Origin of the sequence: Kitasatospora sp. MAA19 (assembly GCF_029894125.1) — a bacterium.
Taxonomy (GTDB): Bacteria; Actinomycetota; Actinomycetes; order Streptomycetales; family Streptomycetaceae; genus Kitasatospora.
This window is the reverse complement of record NZ_JARXYZ010000007.1, coordinates 275862-294452: the sequence shown is the minus strand read 5'-3', so window position 1 is coordinate 294452 and position 18591 is coordinate 275862. Positions and strand designations below refer to the sequence as shown.

Here is an 18591-nt window from a genome sequence, read left to right as displayed (position 1 = left end):
TGACTTTTGGCACGCTGTTGAGTTCTCAAGGAACGGACACTTCCTTCGGACCGCCTTCCAGCGGGCCCTCCGGGCGCTTCGTTCTTTCGTGTTTCCAGCTTACCAGATGTTTTCCGCTCCGTTTTCCGGAGTTTCATTCATCCGATTTCCCGAACTGGTCAGGTTCGCTTTCCGCAACGCCCTCCACATTAGCGCATTCCGGATGTTTACCGAAATTCACATTCACCACGGTTGACGGGGACGCCAACAGACCCAAGTGAATGGGCGTCGAGGTGAGAGTGGGTCTCGCAGAGTGGGGTGGCCGCTTCAGCGACTCGTTCAACACTAGGCCACCCGGACGACATCGTCAAACGCCGAGGGCGGGATCCGGCTGGATCCCGCCCTCGGCGGTCGAAGCCGCAGTTCAGCGGCGTCGTGTTTCGGTCACGCCGTAGCCGGAACCAGCTCCGCCGCCGCCAGGTTGCGCTTGCCGCGACGCAGTACGAGCCAGCGGCCGTGCAGCAGGTCAGCCTCGGCCGGCACTGCCTCCTCGTCCGTCACCTTGACGTTGTTGAGGTACGCGCCGCCCTCCTTGATCGTCCGACGGGCGGCCGAGCGGCTCGGCGCCAGGCCGACGGCGACCAACAGGTCGACCACCGGCTGGAGTTCGGACACCTCGGCCTTCGGGACCTCGGCCAGGGCGGCGGCCAGGGTCGGGGCCTCCAGGTCGGCGAGGTCGCCCTGGCCGAACAGCGCCTTGGACGCGGCGACCGCGCGCTCGTACTGCTCGGCGCCGTGGACGAGGGTGGTGAGCTCCTCGGCGAGGGCGCGCTGGGCGAGGCGGGCGGCAGGGCGCTCGGTGGTCTCGCGCTCCAGCTCCTCGATCTCCTCCTTCGAGCGGAAGCTGAAGATCCGCAGGAAGTTGGGGACGTCCCGGTCGTCCGCGTTCAGCCAGAACTGGTAGAAGGCGTACGGGGTGGTCAGCTCGGGGTCGAGCCAGACCGTGCCGGACTCGGTCTTGCCGAACTTGGTGCCGTCGGCCTTGACGATCAGCGGTGTGGCCAGCGCGTGGACGGACTTGCCGTCGGCCTTGCGGATCAGGTCCGTGCCGGCGGTCAGGTTGCCCCACTGGTCGCTGCCACCGGTCTGCAGGGTGCAGCCGTAGCGGCGGTTCAGCTCCAGGTAGTCCATGCCCTGCAGGATCTGGTAGCTGAACTCGGTGTAGCTGATGCCCGCGTCGGAGTTGAGCCGTCGGGCGACGGCCTCCTTCGCGATCATGTTGTTGACGCGGAAGTACTTGCCCACGTCGCGCAGCAGGCTGATGGCCGACATCCCGGAGGTCCAGTCCAGGTTGTTCACCATGCGCGCCGCGTAGGGACCCTCGAAGTCGAGGAAGCGCGAGATCTGGCCGCGCAGGCGCTCGACCCAGCCGGCCACCGTCGCTGGGTCGTTGAGGACACGCTCGGCGGTGGGCTTCGGGTCGCCGATCAGGCCGGTGGCGCCGCCGACCAGGCCGAGCGGGAGGTTCCCCGCCTGCTGGATGCGGCGCATGGTGAGGATCTGCACGAGGTTGCCGAGGTGCAGGCTGGGGGCCGTCGGGTCGAAGCCGCAATAGAACGTGACCGGGCCGTCCGCGAACGCCTTGCGCAGTGCGTCCTCGTCAGTGGACAGGGCGATCAGCCCACGCCACTGCAGCTCGTCGACGATGTCCGTCACGGTCACGCTTCTCCTTCGATCGGGCGCCCGGCCGGTGGCGGCCCGGTTCTGTCGGGCCCCGGGTCGGAACGACTCCAGCGTGGTAGAGCCTACGCGGTCGGGGCCAGCAGGTTTTCCCCGAGGCATCGTGCCGGGCTCCTCCCTCGTCCCCTCCGGGTGCCTCCCCGATACCGGAAATTCCGTTGTTCGTCGGCTACGGGCCCGTTCAGAGTGGTGTCACCGCCGTGCGGCGGCAGTGACGTGTGTGGAGACGGTCGTGCCGCCGTGGCACGCCCGCGGGAAGGGTGTGCCAAGTGCGCAACACGCTGGTGCTGAACGCGAGCTACGAGCCCCTGACGACGGTGTCGCTCCAGCGCGCCGTCGTCCTGGTGCTCCAGGACAAGGCGGTGGTGGAGCAGGCGCATCCGCTGCGCACGATCCGGGGGACGGGCGTCAGCGTCCCGGTGCCGCGGGTGATCAGACTGCAACGCTACGTACGGGTGCCGTTCCGACAACAGGCGCCGTGGTCGCGGCGGGGTGTCCTGGCCCGGGACCAGCACCTGTGCGCGTACTGCGGGCGGCGGGCCACCACGGTGGACCACCTGCACCCCAGGTCGCGCGGTGGGGAGGACAGCTGGCTGAACACCGTGGCCGCGTGCGCGGAGGACAACCAGCGCAAGGCGGACCGGACGCCGGAGCAGGCCGGGATGAAGCTGCTGCGCCGGCCGTTCGTGCCGACGCCGCAGGCCACCCTGATGCTGGCGCTCGGTCTGCGCGGCTCGGAGGCCCGGGAGCTGGCCGACTGGCTGCCGCCCGTTCCGGGCCAGTCCGCTCCGGCGGCCCTCCCCGCAGCGTGAGCAGCCCTCCGGAGTCGACGGCGAGCCCGCTGGCCCGCGGGCGAGCCCGGCGACGCGTGCGACGGGACGGGCAGGGGCGGCGAGGCTGGCAGGGGCGGCGAGGCCGGCCGCGGGCGACGGGGCCGGGGCTAGCCCTTCGCCTGGTAGCCCGCCGCCGTGCCGTAGTTGGCCGAGTGCTCGGGTATCACGACCACCCGGCCACCGCCGATCAGCACCCGTCCGGAGACCAGCAGCGAGCCGGTGCCCGGCGGGAAGTTTCCGCCGGTCGCCTCCTGCCCACCGGCCAGCGGGAACCGGCTGAGGCGGGCGGGCTGGTCGCGGCGTTCGTCGGCGGCGAGCACCAGCGCGCCGCCGTCGACGCCGACCGCCCGGACGGTGCCCTTGGCGGCGGTCGGCGCCTTCCAGCGCTGCTTGCCGGTGTCGAGGTCGTAACCGACCGCCACGACCGGTCCGCCGCCGTTCGCCGGGACGAGCGTGGTGACCATCGTGCGGTCCCGGAAGAACACCTCGGGAGTGGCCGAGAACGTGCCGTGGCCGACGTCCAACCGGCCGCCGTCGCCGACCACCGGGATCTCGGCGGCCGGGTCGCCGCCCGCTCCCCAGGCGAACACCCGGTCGTCCGCGGGCTTCTCGCCCGTGGTGAGGACGACGGAGGGCTCGGCGGAGAGGACGGTCACCGTCTTCGGCCGGTTGTTCAGGCCGCGCCACCAGGCGACCTTGCCGTCCGCCGTGTTCAGTGCGACGGCCTGGTCGGTGGGGGTCGAGTCGGCGCAGGAGGAGGCGACCAGCACGGTCTTGCCGGTGACGCCGCCGGACAGCGTGCAGAACTTGCCCTGCCCGGTGTACTGCCAGACGTCCTTGCCGTCCGCGGCCTCCCAGGCGACGGCCCGGTCGTCGCCGACCGCGATCACCTTGTCCTCGGTGACGCCGATCCGCGCGCCGTAGGCGCCCTTGGTATCCGAGACGGTCTTCGTCCACGCGGTCTTGCCGGTCTTGGTGTCCACCGCGGCGACCAGGGTGCACGGGCTCTTCGGGTCGGCCTGGGCCCGGAACAGCACCGCGCCCAGCCCGGCCTGGTTCACACCCGCCGACAGCCCGCACGGGACGGCCCCGGCGGCCGGCGGCTCGACCGACCAGACGGGCTTGCCCGCCGCCAGGTCGTAGGCGCGCACGCCGGCGGCGTCGGCCCGGACCACCGCGTCGGCCAGCAGCCAGCTGCCGACCAGCGTGTCGTCGCCCGCCTGGCCGGCCGCGGCGGGCTGGGCGGACCAGACCCTGGTGTGCGCGACGGCGAAACCCGGCTCCCCACCGCTGTCGGCGGCCGCCGTCCCGCCGCCCTCGGCACCGACCATCAGACCGGCCGTGATCAGCACGCCCAACGCGGCCACCCCGGCACCGGTGCGCACCAGCAGGGTCCGCCGACTGGGCACGTGCTCGCCGGAGAGCACGGCTCCGGCGGCGGCCCGGGCCTTGGCCGAGAGCGAGGAGCCGGCCTGCGAGGAACCGACCTTCGAGGAGTTGGCCTTCGAGGAACCGGCCTTGGGGGAGCCACCCCGCCGGGCGGCGGCCCGCGACGACGCGACGGGTTCGGCCTCCGGCTCCGGCTCGGACTCCGTGGGCGGTTCCGCCGCAACGGGCTCCGCGTCCTCGATGTGCACGTACCCGTCGGCCGAGTACTCCGCCCCCGCCGGAACGTACAGCCCCTCCCCCGCGGGCTGCTGCGGGACGGCGTACGGCTCGTACGGCTGCTGCCCGTAGGCCGCGAACTGCTCCGCGGACTGGTCCGCGAACTGCTCCGGGTACTGGTGGTACGCCCGGTGCTGCTCCTCGGCGTAGCCGCCCTGGACATGGCCGCCCTGCACGTACCCGGTCTGGCCGTACTCGCCCTGCCCGTACTGCAGGGTCTGCCCGTACCCGCCGTCCCCGTACGCGCTCTGGCCGTAGCCCGCCGTCGTCTGCCAGTACTCCTGCTGCGACAACTGCTGCGGCTGCTGCGGCTCCGACTGCGACTGCGCCTCGTGGTACCCGCCGCCCAACCAGACCTGCTGGCCGTGCTGGCCGTGCTGGCCCTGGGGGTACCACGGCTGCTGCTGGGCGTCTCCGAAGGGCTCCTGCGCCATCCGTTCCGTCCCTCCCGAGCCGCCTGCCAATGTGCGGCAGTCAGCATCTCACGCCCGTCGGAGCGCGCCACCCCGGCCTCGGTCGGCCCGCAGCTCAGCCCGCGGACTCGGCGCGCAGCGCCTCGTCGATCCGGGCGGCCAGGCCGAAGTCCAGGCCGGTGAGCCCGCCCGCGCTGTGGGTGGAGAGGACGAAGCGCAGGTTGCGCCAGCGGATGTCGATGTCGGGGTGGTGGTCGAGCGCCTCGGCCCGCTCGGCGACGGCGACGACCACCCGGATCGCCGCCGGGAAGTCGGGGGCGGCGGCACTGCGGGCGATGCTGTCGCCCTCCCGGGTCCACTGCGGCAGCGCCGCCAGGGCCGCCGTGATCTCGTCCTCGCTCAGCCGTGCCCTGCTGCTCATCGAAGCGCTTCCGTTCGTCGTCCGGTCAGGCCTGTACCCCGAGGAACATACCGAGCCGGGGCCGCCCGCAGCGGGCGACACAGCCCCGCGCGGACCACCTCCTGACGGATGCTCAGCTCATCAGCAGCTTGGTGACGGCGACGAGACCGACCACCACGATGATCCCGCGCAGCGCGGTCGGCGGGAGGCGGCGGCCGACCTTGGCCCCGACCATGCCACCGACCAGCGAGCCGGCCGCGATCAGCCCGGCGGCCGCCCAGTCGACGGTGGAGGTGAACAGGAAGAAGAGCGCGGCGACGCTGTTGACGATCATCGCCAGGGCGTTCTTCACGGCGTTGATCCGCTGCAGGTCCTCCTGGAGCAGCATGCCCATGAGCGCCATCAGCAGGACGCCCTGCGCGGCGCCGAAGTAGCCGCCGTAGATGCCGGTGAGGAAGACCCCGACGAGCAGCACCCAGCTGCCGTCCGGGTCCCCGTCGGGGCGGCGGCGGGCGGCGACCGCCTTGGCGACCCGGGGCTGGACCACCACCAGGACGAGGGCGAGCAGGATCAGCACCGGGACGATCGCGTCGAAGGCGCCGCTCGGCAGCCTGATCAGCAGCAGCGCCCCGACCAGTCCGCCCAGCAACGAGGCGGTGCCCAGGCGCAGCAGTCGACGCCCCTGCCCGGCCAGCTCGCGGCGGTAGCCGATCACGCCGCTGAGCGAACCGGGCACCAGGCCGAAGGAGTTGGAGACGTTGGCGGTGACCGGTGGAAGGCCGACGGCGAGCAGCACCGGGAACGTGATCAGCGTGCCGGAGCCGACGATCACGTTGATCATCCCGGCGCCGACGCCCGCCACCAGGACGGCGATCGCTTCCCAGAGCGTCATGGGTCACCTCTCCTCTCGGTCCTGTCCGGGGGATCATGCCGGACGGCCGACCGGCCGGACCAGGGCCGCCCACGATTCGGGACGTACGCCACAGCACCAGGGGCCTGCCACCGTACGGTGGCAGGCCCCTGGGAGCGCCTTCACGGACCGGCCCCGGCCCGGAAGAGGCTCAGCCGGTCACTCCGGGTCGATCTTGCGGTACTCGCGGGCCGGGTCCACCCGGGGGCGGGCGGCACCCTTCTCGGTGTCCACCGGGCGCGGGCCGGCCGCCGGGTCGAGCGGCACCTGGGTGGCCGCGGGGGCCGCGGGCGGGATGCTCGGGGCGGCGACCGCACCGCCGTTGGCGTTGCCGGTCAGTCCGCCGAACGCGCCGCCGAGGCCCTTGAGGGCGTCGCCGACCTCGCTGGGGATGATCCAGAGCTTGTTGGAGTCGCCCTTGGCCAGCTCGGGCAGGGTCTGCAGGTACTGGTAGGCGAGCAGCTTCTGGTCGGCGTCGCCGTCGTGGATGGCCTCGAAGACCGTCCGGATCGCGGCCGCCTCACCGTCGGCGCGCAGCACCGCGGCCTGCGCCTCACCCTCGGCCCGCAGGACGTCGGCCTGCTTCTCACCCTCGGCCTTGAGGATCTGGGCCTGCCGCTGGCCCTCGGCGGTGAGGATCGCGGCGCGCTTGTCACGGTCGGCGCGCATCTGCTTCTCCATCGAGTCCTGGATGGAGGTCGGCGGCTCGATCGCCTTCAGCTCGACGCGGTTGACCCGGATGCCCCACTTGCCGGTGGCCTCGTCCAGGACGCCGCGCAGGCCGGCGTTGATGACCTCGCGCGAGGTCAGGGTGGATTCGAGGTCCATCGAGCCGATGATGTTGCGCAGCGTGGTGACGGTCAGCTGCTCGATGGCCTGGATGTAGCTCGCGACCTCGTAGGTGGCCGCGCGCGGGTCGGTGACCTGGTAGTAGATCACCGTGTCGATGTTGACGACCAGGTTGTCCTGGGTGATCACCGGCTGCGGCGGGAACGGCACGACCTGCTCGCGCAGGTCGATCCGGTTGCGGACCCGGTCGATGAACGGGACGACGATGTTCAGCCCTGCGTTGAGCGTCCGGGTGTAGCGGCCGAAGCGCTCCACGATCGCGGCGCTGGCCTGCGGGATGACCTGGATCGTCTTGATCAACGCGATGAAGGCCACCACGACCAGGACGACCAGGACGATAAGGACGGGTTCCACGGACTCTCCCCTAGATGACCAGGGCGGTCGCGCCCTGGATTTCGACGACGTCGACCTGCTGTCCCGGTTGGTACACGCTGTCCGGGTGGAGCGCGCGGGCCGACCAGATCTCGCCGTTCAGCTTGATCCGTCCGCCCTCCCCGTCGACTGTTTCCGCGACGACCGCGGTGGCGCCCTGGAGCGCCTCGATGCCCATCTTGATGTGCGGGCCCTGCCGCAGCTGCCGGTAGGCGATCGGGCGGACGACGACCAGCAGCGAGACCGAGACCGCGATGAAGGTCAGGGTCTGCCAGACCGCTCCCGCCCCCAGCCCGGCCACGCCGGCGGCCGCCAGCGCACCGACCGCGAACATGGCGAACTCCGGCATCGCGGTCAGCACCAGCGGTATGCCGAGCCCGACGGCGGCCAGGAGCCACCAGATCCAGCTGTCCACGTGTCCATCCTAGGGAGCGAAGGGCCTTCGAGGCGGACAGTTCCCGCAGGTCGAGGGGCGGAAACCGGTCGCACGTGCGACCGGTCTCCGGAGACCCGGCGGGCGTGGCGTACGGAGGGGCGGCGGGGGCTCAGCCCAGCGGCAGGCCCTGCGCCGACCAGCGGTCCCCGTGGCGCTCCAGGGTGAGCGGCAGGCCGAAGCACTTGGAGAGGTTACGGGCGGTCAGCTCGGTGTCGATCGGACCGGCGGTGAGCACCTTGCCCTGGCGGATCATCAGGACGTGGGTGAAGCCCGGCGCGATCTCCTCGACGTGGTGGGTGACCATCGCCATCGCCGGGGCGAACTCGTCCTGGGCGAGTGCGCCGAGCCGGCGGACCAGGTCCTCGCGGCCGCCGAGGTCCAGGCCGGCCGCCGGCTCGTCGAGCAGCAGCAGCTCGGGGTCGGTCATCAGGGCGCGGGCGATCAGGGTGCGCTTGCGCTCGCCCTCGGAGAGGGTGCCGAACTTGCGGCCGGTGAGGTTGGACATGCCGAGCCGGTCGAGCAGCGCGAGCGCGCGGGACTCGTCGGACTGCTCGTAGGTCTCCTGCCAGCTGACCGTCATGCCGTAGGCGGCGGTCAGCACGGTCTGCAGCACGGTCTGCTCGGCCGGCAGCTTGTCGAACATGGCGGCGCCGGCCAGCCCGATCCGGGAGCGCAGTTCGAAGACGTCGACCTCGCCCAGCTTCTCGCCCAGCACCGACACCTTGCCCGCGGTCGGGAACAGGTAGGTGGCGGCGATCTGCAGCAGCGTGGTCTTCCCGGCGCCGTTGGGGCCGAGGATGACCCAGCGCTCCCCCTCGGAGATGGACCACGAGACCTGGTCGACCAGCGCGCGCCCTTCCCGGACCACGGATACGTCCACCAGCTCCAGCACGTCGCTCATGCCTACGCCTTCCCCAATACAAGAATCTCGGCCGTCGGTGCGGGCGGCGAGCCTACTCCGGCAGCCGGTGGGCACGGGGTGGGTGCGCCGCACACGCATGGGCAAACCTACGCCACGCGGATGACCGCCGATTCCGTAGGCTGGCCGGATGCTCGCGACTCCTGCCGACAATCCGTACGAAGAACCCCGTTCGGGGCGGCTGACCGCGTGGGGCAACGCCCTGCTGGCCGGTCTGGTGCCGCCCGACAACGCCGCCGCGGCCGTTCTGGGCGACGACGAGAGCCACCGGGTGACCGGTCTGCCCGGGGACGAGCCGGGCGAGCGGCACGGCCTCACCTGGGCGTTGGGACGGCTGCGGGTGCTGGGCGTGAAGGGCCTGCGGCTGGCTCTGCCGTCCGCCGGGCACCCGCTCGGGCTGACCGGCCCGGCGCGGTTCAACGAGCTCGCGATGGGCGCCGGCGAGGCGGTGCTGGCGGTGGGCGTCCCGCTCGGGCTGGTGCCGGAGGTGACGGTGTTCGGCCCGGCCGGGGACCGCTCGGCGACGGTGCTGTGGCGCTGCCTTGAGATCAACGACACACCGCCGGCCGACGCCCCGTCGCTGCAGGAGGCCGAACGGGAGCTGGCCGACGGGCTGCGCGAGGCGACCGTCCTGCTGACCCGGCTGGACGTGGCGGGCGCCGGGCCGGAGGCGCTGCGGGCGCTGGAGGCGTACCGCAGGCGCGGGCACGTCGAGCTGCTGGCGCCGGGGTACCCGCCGCGCGCCGTGCGGGTGCTGGAGTCGGCCCGGCAGGTGTCGGCGCTGCTGGACATCGCCGCGGGCGGGCACGGCGCGGCGGTCAGCGCCTCCGAGATGGCGGCGCGGCAGTCGGTGCTGGCGCCGCTGCGGCGCACCGCCCGGCGGGCACAGGTGGCGGCGTACAACGCGCTGGTCGACGAGCGCGAGGAACGCTAGCCGTGCCAGGACCGGTCAGCCGTCCCCCCGGGCCTCGCCGTTGCGGACGGCCCACAGCGCCGCCTGGGTGCGGTCCGCGAGGTCCAGCTTCATCAGGATGTTGGAGACGTGGGTCTTCACCGTCTTCTCCGACAGGTGCAGGCTGCGGGCGATCTCCCGGTTGGAGCGGCCGTCGGCGATGTGGCCGAGGACCTCGCGCTCGCGTTCGGTGAGGGTGCCGCCGCGGCCCTGCGGGGCGCGCGGGCCGTCGTCGGCGAGCAGCGCCTCGGCCAGTTCCGGCTGGAGCAGGACGTGGCCGGCGTGCACCGAGCGGATCGCGCCGGCCAGCGCCTCCGGGTCGACGTCCTTGTAGACGTACCCGGCGGCGCCGGCCCGCAGCGCGGGGACCATCGTGCGGTGCTCGGTGAAGCTGGTCACGATCAGGATCCGGGCCCGGCTGCCCTCCCCCTTGAGCGTGCGCAGTGCCTCGATGCCGTCGACGCCGGGCATCTTGAGGTCCATCAGCACGACGTCGGGGTCGAGCTCGCGGGCGCGGTCGACGCCCTCCGCCCCGTCGGCGGCCTCGCCGACCACCTCGATGTCGTCCTGGACCTCCAGGAACGTGCGCAGCCCGCGGCGGACCACCTGATGGTCGTCCACCAGCAGGACACGGATCGACGGCGTGCTGTCAGGCACCGGGGACCTCCATCTCGACGAGCGTCCCCCGGCCGGGGGCGGACTCCAGGGTGAGCGTGCCGCCGACGGCGGCCGCGCGGTCGCGCATCGAGGCCAGGCCGAGGTGGCGGCCCGCCCGGCGGACGGACTCGGGGTCGAAGCCGTGCCCGTCGTCGCGCACCCGCAGGACGGCGCCGCGCGCGGGCGTGCCGGCCAGGGTGACGGTGACGCGGCCGGCGCCGGAGTGGCGCAGCGCGTTGTGCAGCGCCTCCTGGGCGACCCGCAGCAGGGCGGCCTCCTGCGCGGGCGGCAGGGCGCGGACCTGGTCGGCGGCGAAGGCGACGTCCGCGGTGTGGGCCCGGTCCAGGACCTGCACCTGGGAGGCGAGGGTGGCGCTCAGCCCGTCCTCCTCCAGCGCGGCGGGGCGCAGCTCGACGACGACGGCGCGCAGTTCGTCGGCGGCCTCGGCCGCGAGCCGGGCGACCTCGGCGAGTTCGGCGCGGGCCCGGGCCGGGTCGCGGTCGACGAGCGTGGCTGCGGCCTTGGCGGTGAGCCGCAGCGAGAAGAGCTTCTGCGAGACGGCGTCGTGCAGGTCGTGGGCGATGCGGGCGCGTTCGCCGGCCAGGGTGAGTTCGCGGCTGCGCTCGTACAGGCGGGCGTTGGACAGGGCGAGGGCGGCGTGCGCGGCGAGTATCCGCAGCAGTTCCTCGTCGTGGTCGGTGAACAGGCCGCCGCCGCGCTTGTTGGCGAGGAAGATGACGCCGGTGACCTGCGGTTCGTCCTCGGCGGCGTCGGTGTCCAGGATCGGCATGCCGAGGAAGGCGTCCATCTCGGGGTGGGCGGCCGGCCAGCCGCCGAAGGCCGGGGCCTTGCGGACGTCGGCGAGCCGGGTGGGGCCGGTCTCGTGCAGCATCTTGGCGAGCACGCCGTGCTGGCGGGGCAGCGGGCCGATCGCCCGCCACTGCTCGTCGGTGACGCCGTCGACGACGAACTGGGCGAAGCCGCCGTGGTCGTCGGGCACTCCCAGGGCCGCGTACTCGGCGCCGAGGAGGTCGCGGGCGGAGGCGGTGATGCGGCGCAGCACCTCGCGGACCTCCAGGTGCCGGCTCATCGCGAGCAGCGCCTGGCTGACGGCCTCGATGCCGGCCAGGCAGGGGTCGCAGCCAGGCATCGGGCGGGCCGGGCTGATGTGGTCGAGGTGCGGGCCGGCCGGGCTCAGGTGACCGTTGGGCGTGCTGGGCATACCGCCAAACTACCGCCGCCGCGGGCGCCGCCGCGTCCGTCCCCGGCCGGGGCGGGCGCAGGTCCGGGGACCTAGGACCAGACGCCGAAGGGGTGGCCCTCCCCCGTGGGAGGGCCACCCCTTCGGCGGTCGGGAAAGGCTCAGCCCTTCTGCATGACCTCGGGCTCGTGGCGGCGCTGGAGCCTGGTCACGACGACGCCGATGACGATCGAGATCACGATCAGCGCGCCCGCGTCGATCGACCACTGGGCGACGCTGTTGGTCCACAGCGGGTCGTACTTGGGGTTCTGGAAGTCCTTGTTCCAGGGGCCCATGAGCTTCGACAGGTCGAGCGTGGTGGCCACGATGCCGGTGCCCCAGCGGGCCGGCATCAGCCAGGCGCCCTGCTCCAGGCCGGGCTTGCTGAAGATCTGGAACAGGCAGCCGGTGAAGACGACCTGGATGATCGCGAACATGACCAGCAGCGGCATGGTCTTCTCGGAGGTCTTCACCAGGGCCGAGATCATCAGGCCGAACATCATCGCGGTGAAGCTGAGCAGGATCATGCCGATGGTCATCTCGATGATCGGCAGGTTCTTGACGATCAGGCCGTGCTCGGGGAGCTTGCGCGGCAGGAAGCCGACGGCGGAGACGATGGCGCCCTGGATCACGCTGAAGAAGCCCAGCACGATGATCTTGGACATCATGTACGCGGAGCGGGAGAGCCCGGTGGCCCGTTCTCGCTCGTAGATCGCCCGCTCCTTGATCAACTCGCGGACCGAGTTGGCCGCCCCGGAGAAGCAGGCGCCGATCGCCAGGATCATGAGGATCGTCGCCGCGCCGCTGTTGAGGTGGAGCTGCGTCTTCGGGTTGGGCGCCAGGCCCGCCTCATTGGGCACCAGCACGCTGACCGCGCCGATGACGGCGGGCAGCAGCACCGACAGGGCCAGGAAGCCGCGGTCCGAGGCGAGCACCGACAGGTAGCGGCGGATCAGCGTCCACAGCTGCGAGCCCCAGCTCTGCGGCTTGGGCGGGCGGACCGCCTCCTGCGCGACCCGGACGTGCTGCACCTCGCCCGCGTCCACGTCGGGGGCGGAGTACTGCTGGTAGTGCACCGAACCGCGGTAGCGGCCGGCCCAGTCGTGGTCCGGGTAGTTCTCGAAGGCCTGGAAGACGTCCGCCCAGGTCTCGTACCCGAAGAAGTGCAGCGCCTCGTCCGGCGGGCCGAAGTAGGCCACCGATCCGCCCGGCGCCATCACCAGCAGCCGGTCGCAGAGCGCGAGTTCGGCCACCGAGTGGGTCACGACCAGGATGGTGCGGCCGTCGTCGGCGAGGCCGCGCAGCATCTGCATGACCTCGCGGTCCATGCCCGGGTCGAGGCCCGAGGTGGGCTCGTCCAGGAAGATCAGCGACGGCTTGGTGAGCAGCTCCAGGGCGACCGAGACGCGCTTCTGCTGGCCGCCGGAGAGCGCGGTGATGCGGTTGTCGGCGCGCTTGTCCAGGCGCAGCTCGTACAGCACCTCGTCGATCCGGGCCTCGCGCTCGCGCGCCTCGGTGTCACCGGGGAAGCGCAGCCGGGCCGCGTACTTGAGCCCGGTGCGGACGGTGAGTTCCTTGTGCAGGATCTCGGACTGCGGCACCAGGCCGATGCGCGAGCGGAGTTCGGCGAACTGCTTGTAGAGGTTGCGGCCGTCGTACAGCACCTCGCCGCGGTCGGCCGGGCGGTAGCCGGTGAGGGCGCGCAGCAGGGTCGACTTGCCGGAGCCGGACGGGCCGATGACGGCGACCAGGGACTTCTCCGGGACACCGAAGCTGACGTCGTTGAGCAGGACCTTCTTGGCACCCTTGTGCTCGACCTCGACGGTCAGGTGGCGGGCCGAGAAGGAGACCGCGCCGGTGTCGACGAACTCCTGCAGCTGGTCGCCGACCAGGACGAAGCTGGAGTGCCCGACGGTCAGCCGGTCCTGCGGGCCCATCAGCTGGCGCTGCACCCGCTCGCCGTTGAGGAAGATCCCGTTGTGGCTGCCGAGGTCGACGATCTCGTAGCGGCCGTCCTGGAGTTGACGCAGTTCGGCGTGGTGGCGGGAGACCTGGAGGTCGGAGACCACGATGTCGTTGTCGAGCGCGCGGCCGATCCGGACGGTGCGCATCGCGGCCGTCAGGTTGCGGATGATCGTCGGCTGCGGGCCGCCGGCGTCCTGGGCGGCGGGCGGGAAGGACTGCTGCTGCGGGAAGCCGCCCTGCTGGGCCGGGAAGGCCTGCTGCTGCGGGAACGGCTGCGGCTGTCCCGCCCAGGCCTGCTCGGGCTGCGGCGGGAAGGGGGCCGGCGGCGGCGCCCAGCCCTGCTGCGGGCCCGGCGGCTGGGGCGTCGGCACGGCGCCGCGGCTGGTGGCGGCCTCGTGCCAGGCCGGAGCCTGGGGGGCGGCGGCGTGCGGGGCGGCGGCGTGGGCGGGCGCGGAGAAGCCGAGCCGGGGGCCGTTCTCGGGGTTGCCGAGGTTGACGACGGCGCCGGGGAACAGCTGGGCCTGCATGGTACGGGCGCCGGCCACGTAGGTGCCGTTGGTGCTGCCGTGGTCGTCCAGCTGCCAGCTGCTACCGGTGAAGCTGATGGTCCCGTGGTGCCAGGAGACCCTGGCATCGTCGAACGGGAAGTCCGACTGCGGGTTACGCCCGATGGTGTAGGACCGCCCGGGCTCAAGAGTCCGCTGCTGTCCGTTGATATCAATGACGAGTTGCGGCACTGCTCGCCTGCCCCGCTCTCTCGGTTCCCCCGAATTGTGGCCCCCGACCAGGGGTGCGATGTTTCTGAAACTGACGGGGGGAATCATTCCAGCCTGCCGACCGCCGATAGAAGTCACCCCGGGTGACTGTGACCAGCCTGCTACCCGGGCACCCGTCCGCGACGTGGGACGGGTGCCCTGGGCCCGCCGGTCGGCGGGTAGCGTGGGAGGCACCATGAACGCATCGCCCCTGGCCGCTGAGCCCCTCCCCGCCGCCCAGCCCCGGACCGCGGACGAGCGCACCCTGCTCGTCAAGGTGTTCGGCAAGGACCGCCCCGGCATCACCGCCGGCCTCTTCGCCACCCTCGCCGGCTTCGCCGTCGACGTGATCGACATCGAGCAGGTCGTGACCCGTGGCCGCATCACGCTCTGCGCACTGGTCACCCCGCCCACCGCCCCCGGCGCCGAGGGCGGCCTGCGGGCCACCGTGCACCGCTGGGCGGAGGAGCAGAAGCTCCAGGCCGAGATCCTCTCCGGCATCGGCGACAACCGGCCGCGCCGCGAGGGCCGTTCGCACGTCACCGTGCTCGGCCACCCGCTGACCTCCGCCGCGGTCTCCGCGCTCACCTCCCGGATCACCGCGGCGGGCGGCAACATCGACCGCGTCTTCCGGCTCGCCAAGTACCCGGTGACGGCGGTCGAGCTGGCCGTGTCCGGTGTGGCCACCGACGAGCTGCGGGCCGAGCTGGCCCAGGAGGCGTCCACCCAGCGGGTGGATGTCGCGGTGGTCGCGGCCGGGCTGGAGCGCCGGGCCAAGCGCCTGGTGGTGATGGACGTCGACTCCACGCTCATCCAGGACGAGGTGATCGAGCTGTTCGCGGCCCACGCGGGCTGCGAGGAGGAGGTCGCCGAGGTGACGGCGGCGGCGATGCGCGGCGAGCTGGACTTCGCCGAGTCGCTGCGGGCCCGGGTGGCACTGCTGGCCGGGCTGGACGCCTCGGTGACCGAGAAGGTGCGCGCGGAGGTCCGCTTCACGCCGGGCGCGCGCACCCTGATCCGCACCCTGCAGCGCCTGGGCTTCCAGGTCGCGGTGGTCTCGGGCGGGTTCACCCAGGTCACCGACCACCTGGTCGAGCAGCTGGGGCTGGACTTCGCGGCCGCCAACACCCTGGAGGTGGTGGACGGCCGGTTCACCGGCCGGGTGATCGGCGAGATCGTGGACCGGGCGGGCAAGGCGCGTTGGCTGGCCAGGTTCGCCGAGCAGGCGAAGGTGCCGCTGGAGCAGACGGTGGCGATCGGCGACGGCGCCAACGACCTGGACATGCTGAACGCGGCCGGGCTGGGGGTGGCGTTCAACGCCAAGCCGGTGGTGCGCGAGGCCGCCGACACCGCGGTCAACGTGCCGTTCCTGGACACCGTGCTGTACCTGCTGGGCATCACCCGCGAGGAGGTCGAGGCGGCCGACGCGCTCGACGGCAGCGTGACCGAGTAGGGGCCTGAGGACGTAGGAGGGGGGCGCGCGGACCTGTCCGCGCGCCCCTCCTCGTCAGGGATCCCGGGGGATCAGTCCTGCGGCGTGTAGTACGACACCAGCTCGGCCATGCCCGGCTCGACGCCCTTCCAGGAGCCGCCGAAACTGAGCACCGCGATCGCCGCCGTCGGGAAGCCCCCGAGCCGCAGCCGCTCCAGCGCGTCCCGGTCGCCCGCGTCCCCGGCCAGCACCTGGGTCAGGCCCAGCACGCCGGGGTTGTGGCCGACCAGTACGACATCCGAGTACTCCTCCGGGGTCTCCTGGAGGACGGCGATGATCTCACCGGGGCTGGCCTCGTAGATCCGGTCCTCGTACACCGTCTTGCTGGCCCGCTTGGGCAGCTCGTGCGCCGCCAGCTTCCAGGTCTCGCGGGCGCGCAGCGCGGTGGAGCAGAGCACGTAGTCGGGGTTGATGCCGGAGTCGACCAGCCAGCGGCCGGCCTCCGGGGCCTGGTGGCGGCCCCGGTCGGCCAGCGGCCGCTCGTGGTCGTCCACGCCGTTGGGCCAGTCGGCCTTGGCGTGGCGGAGAACGATGATCCTGCGGGGCGTGTCGGCGCTCATACCCAGCAAGCTTGGCAGAAAAGCCGCTCCGGGGCGCGACGCTCCCGGCTGCCGCCACCCGCAGGGGTGGCGAGTGCCATCACGCGCCGTTCGCCCGGGCGTCACCGGGGGTACGGCGCCGGCGGGTCACGGGCGGGAGTCAGCCGATGGCGGCGGCGACGGAGGCGATGATCGCCACCAGCACCACGATGCCGGCGATCGCCAGGGCGATCTGGCCGAGCTGCTTGCGGCCGTCGGTCGGGTTGGGATCGAGAACGGGCATGTCCGGGATTCTTCCACCCCGAACACGCCCGTCGGTCACCGACCCCTCGGCGTTGGCCAGCCCTTGGTCAGGCCTTGACCTGCGCTGCGGGGTGGACCGCCTCGTCCTCGATGTGCCGGGCCAGCGCGGCCCGCAGGCCGAACAGCATCTGGGGCACCAGCAGCAGTGCCAGGAAGCCCAGCGGCCCGTACCACTCGCCGGTCATCTGGTAGATCCGGCCGATCAGGATCGGGCCGGGGATGGAGATCAGGTAGCCGACGCCCTGGGCGAAGGCGGAGAGCTGGGCGACCCCGCCTGCGGTCCGGGCGCGCAGCCCGATCATCGTCAGCACCAGCGGGAAGGCGCAGTTGGACAGGCCCACCAGGACCGACCAGACCCAGGGCGCACCGGCCGGGGCCAGCGCCAGCCCGGCGTACCCGGCGATGCCGCAGGCGGCGAGCACGACGACGAACAGCCGCTGGTCGCCGCGGCGGGCGGCCAGGTTGGGCAGCACGAAGGAGACCGGCACACCGATCACCATGGTCACCGCGAGCAGCACCCCGGAGGTGCCCTTGTCGACGCCGGCGTCCTGGAAGATCTTCGGCAGCCAGCCCATCACCACGTAGGCACCGGTGGCCTGGAGGCCGAAGAAGCAGGCCATCGCCCAGGCCGTCCGGCTGCGGGTGATCGGCAGCTTGGCGGGGACCGAGCCGTCGGCGCGGTCGCCCCGCTCGCGCTTGGTCAGCAGCACCGGCAGCCAGAGCAGCAGGGCCAGCGCGCCGAGGCCGGCCCAGACGCCCAGGCCGTAGCGCCAGTCGCCGCCGAGCGCACTGGTCAGCGGCACGGTGACGGCGGCGGCCAGCGCGGTGCCGGCCGACAGCGACATCGAGTAGAGGCCGATCATCGGACCGACCTTGTCCGGGAAGTAGCGCTTGATCACCACCGGGATCAGCACGTTGGAGACCGCCACGCCGCCCAGCGCGAGCGCCGTCAGCAGCAGGAACACCGCGGTGCCGCCGGCGAAGGAGCGGGCCAGCACGCCCGCGGTGATCGCGCCCAGGCCGGCGGTGATCACCGCGATCGGGCCGATCCGCCGGGCCATCGAGGGCGCGGCGAAGCCGAACAGCCCGAAGCAGAGCGACGGGACGGCGGTGAGCAGCCCGGCGAGCGTCGGGTTCATCCCGAGGTCGGTGCGGACCTGGTCGAGCAGCGGCCCGAGGCTGGTGACCACGGGGCGCAGGTTGAAGGCGGCGGCGGCGATCGCGACGGCGAACAGCCAGCCGAGGTACTTGGCGGAGGGGGTGGTGGAGGGCCGCTCGGTCTGCGGCCGGGCCTCGGTTCGTCGGGAGGCGGTGGTGTCTGCTGCGGGAGGCATGGACGCCATCATAGAATGATGGGATGAATTGATGCACCTTCGAATTGGCATGATGTGCCGACCCGCTCCCCACCGGGGCCTTCCACCCACTGGCCCCGTCCACCCACCCGTAGTCGCAAGGAGTCCCCGTGGCGCTGTCCTCGCCGAGGCGCACCCCGCTGTCCGACCAGGTGATCGCGCAGCTGCGCGCCCAGATCACCTCCGGGGAGTGGCCCGTCGGCTCGCGCATCCCCACCGAGGCCGCACTCGTCGAACAGCTCGGCGTCGCCCGCAACACCGTCCGCGAGGCCGTCCGCGCCCTCGCCCACAACGGGCTGCTCGACATCCGCCAGGGCTCCGGCACCTACGTGCTGGCCACCAGCGAACTGGCCGGGGTGATGCACCGCCGCTTCGCCGACGCCGACCAGGCGCAGGTCGCCGAGCTGCGGGCCGCCCTGGAGACCTGCGCGGCCGGGCTCGCCGCCGTCCGCCGCACCGACCGCGACCTCGGCCTGCTGGACGCCGCGATCAGCCGCCGCGAGGCCGCCTGGCACTCCGGCGACGCCGAGGACTTCGTCCAGGCCGACGCCTCGTTCCACCAGGCCGTCGTCGCCGCCGCCCACAACGACGTGCTCGCCGCCGTCTACGCCGACCTCGGCGAGGTCACCCGCGCCCACCTGCGGCACGACGTCGGTCCCGAGCTGATCGCCGAGCGCTACATCGGCCACGACACCATCCTCGACGCCATCCGGGCCGGCGACGCCCAGCGCGCGTCCGTCGAGGCCGGCCGCGCCATCGGTGCCTGCGCCCCCGCCGACGCCTGAGACCTCGTGGAACGCCGCTGCCCGGCACCCCCACG

18 protein-coding genes are annotated in these 18591 nt (G+C 72.6%); 5 read left to right on the top strand and 13 right to left on the bottom strand.

What is annotated here, in order from left to right; genetic code table 11:
- Positions 1-235: hypothetical protein (locus tag P3T27_RS14710; RefSeq protein WP_280678307.1), on the top strand; the 235-nt coding region annotated here is incomplete at its 5' end.
- 188 nt (positions 236-423) lie between these two features.
- On the opposite strand, the gene tyrS is transcribed toward P3T27_RS14710, so the two are convergent.
- Complete coding sequence (gene tyrS, locus P3T27_RS14705; protein ID WP_280678354.1) at positions 424-1695, bottom strand: tyrosine--tRNA ligase; 1272 nt, start codon at positions 1693-1695, stop codon at positions 424-426.
- Positions 1696-1988: 293 nt separating this feature from the next.
- On the opposite strand from tyrS, the gene P3T27_RS14700 reads away from it, so the two are divergent.
- Complete coding sequence (locus tag P3T27_RS14700) at positions 1989-2531, top strand: HNH endonuclease (protein ID WP_280678305.1); 543 nt, start codon at positions 1989-1991, stop codon at positions 2529-2531.
- A gap of 128 nt (positions 2532-2659) precedes the next feature.
- On the opposite strand, the gene P3T27_RS14695 is transcribed toward P3T27_RS14700, so the two are convergent.
- The 6 genes from P3T27_RS14695 to P3T27_RS14670 form a co-directional block, all read right to left on the bottom strand.
- Positions 2660-4651 (bottom strand): PQQ-binding-like beta-propeller repeat protein, encoded by a 1992-nt coding sequence (locus tag P3T27_RS14695; RefSeq protein WP_280678303.1) that lies wholly within the window; start codon positions 4649-4651, stop codon positions 2660-2662.
- 94 nt (positions 4652-4745) lie between these two features.
- Positions 4746-5051, bottom strand: coding sequence for a 4a-hydroxytetrahydrobiopterin dehydratase (locus P3T27_RS14690; protein WP_280678301.1), 306 nt, complete (start codon positions 5049-5051; stop codon positions 4746-4748).
- Positions 5052-5163: 112 nt separating this feature from the next.
- On the bottom strand, positions 5164-5922 hold the full coding sequence (locus P3T27_RS14685; protein WP_280678299.1) for a sulfite exporter TauE/SafE family protein: 759 nt from the start codon (positions 5920-5922) through the stop codon (positions 5164-5166).
- Positions 5923-6099: 177 nt separating this feature from the next.
- On the bottom strand, positions 6100-7143 hold the full coding sequence (locus P3T27_RS14680) for an SPFH domain-containing protein (RefSeq protein WP_280678297.1): 1044 nt from the start codon (positions 7141-7143) through the stop codon (positions 6100-6102).
- Positions 7144-7153: 10 nt separating this feature from the next.
- A complete protein-coding gene (locus tag P3T27_RS14675) occupies positions 7154-7564 on the bottom strand; it encodes an NfeD family protein (RefSeq protein ID WP_280678352.1) in 411 nt (136 codons plus the stop codon).
- 142 nt (positions 7565-7706) lie between these two features.
- On the bottom strand, positions 7707-8498 hold the full coding sequence (locus tag P3T27_RS14670; protein WP_280678295.1) for an ABC transporter ATP-binding protein: 792 nt from the start codon (positions 8496-8498) through the stop codon (positions 7707-7709).
- A 148-nt stretch (positions 8499-8646) separates the two neighbouring features.
- Here P3T27_RS14670 and P3T27_RS14665 point away from each other — a divergent pair, with 148 nt between their 5' ends.
- Positions 8647-9450: a hypothetical protein gene (locus P3T27_RS14665; RefSeq protein WP_280678293.1), complete on the top strand. Its 804-nt coding sequence runs from the start codon at positions 8647-8649 to the stop codon at positions 9448-9450.
- A gap of 15 nt (positions 9451-9465) precedes the next feature.
- On the opposite strand, the gene P3T27_RS14660 is transcribed toward P3T27_RS14665, so the two are convergent.
- The 3 genes from P3T27_RS14660 to P3T27_RS14650 form a co-directional block, all read right to left on the bottom strand.
- Positions 9466-10125: a response regulator transcription factor gene (locus tag P3T27_RS14660; RefSeq protein ID WP_280678291.1), complete on the bottom strand. Its 660-nt coding sequence runs from the start codon at positions 10123-10125 to the stop codon at positions 9466-9468.
- Positions 10118-11275: a GAF domain-containing sensor histidine kinase gene (locus P3T27_RS14655; RefSeq protein ID WP_280678350.1), complete on the bottom strand. Its 1158-nt coding sequence runs from the start codon at positions 11273-11275 to the stop codon at positions 10118-10120. The genes P3T27_RS14660 and P3T27_RS14655 overlap by 8 nt, the downstream gene beginning before the upstream one ends.
- Before the next feature lie 212 nt (positions 11276-11487).
- Entirely contained in the window at positions 11488-14067 is a 2580-nt protein-coding gene (locus tag P3T27_RS14650) for an FHA domain-containing protein (RefSeq protein ID WP_280678289.1), read from the bottom strand.
- A 214-nt stretch (positions 14068-14281) separates the two neighbouring features.
- On the opposite strand from P3T27_RS14650, the gene serB reads away from it, so the two are divergent.
- A complete protein-coding gene (gene serB, locus P3T27_RS14645) occupies positions 14282-15538 on the top strand; it encodes a phosphoserine phosphatase SerB (protein ID WP_280678287.1) in 1257 nt (418 codons plus the stop codon).
- Positions 15539-15609: 71 nt separating this feature from the next.
- Here serB and P3T27_RS14640 read toward each other — a convergent pair whose 3' ends face one another.
- From P3T27_RS14640 to P3T27_RS14630, 3 genes are all read right to left on the bottom strand, one after another.
- The gene (locus P3T27_RS14640; RefSeq protein ID WP_280678285.1) at positions 15610-16137 is read right to left on the bottom strand and encodes a histidine phosphatase family protein; all 528 of its coding nucleotides are present in this window, start codon (positions 16135-16137) and stop codon (positions 15610-15612) included.
- Between the two features lie 139 nt (positions 16138-16276).
- Positions 16277-16399: an SGM_5486 family transporter-associated protein gene (locus P3T27_RS14635; RefSeq protein ID WP_279634939.1), complete on the bottom strand. Its 123-nt coding sequence runs from the start codon at positions 16397-16399 to the stop codon at positions 16277-16279.
- A 67-nt stretch (positions 16400-16466) separates the two neighbouring features.
- Entirely contained in the window at positions 16467-17753 is a 1287-nt protein-coding gene (locus P3T27_RS14630) for an MFS transporter (protein WP_280678282.1), read from the bottom strand.
- Positions 17754-17881: 128 nt separating this feature from the next.
- Here P3T27_RS14630 and P3T27_RS14625 point away from each other — a divergent pair, with 128 nt between their 5' ends.
- Positions 17882-18556: a FadR/GntR family transcriptional regulator gene (locus P3T27_RS14625; RefSeq protein ID WP_280678280.1), complete on the top strand. Its 675-nt coding sequence runs from the start codon at positions 17882-17884 to the stop codon at positions 18554-18556.
- Positions 18557-18591 lie beyond the last annotated feature (35 nt).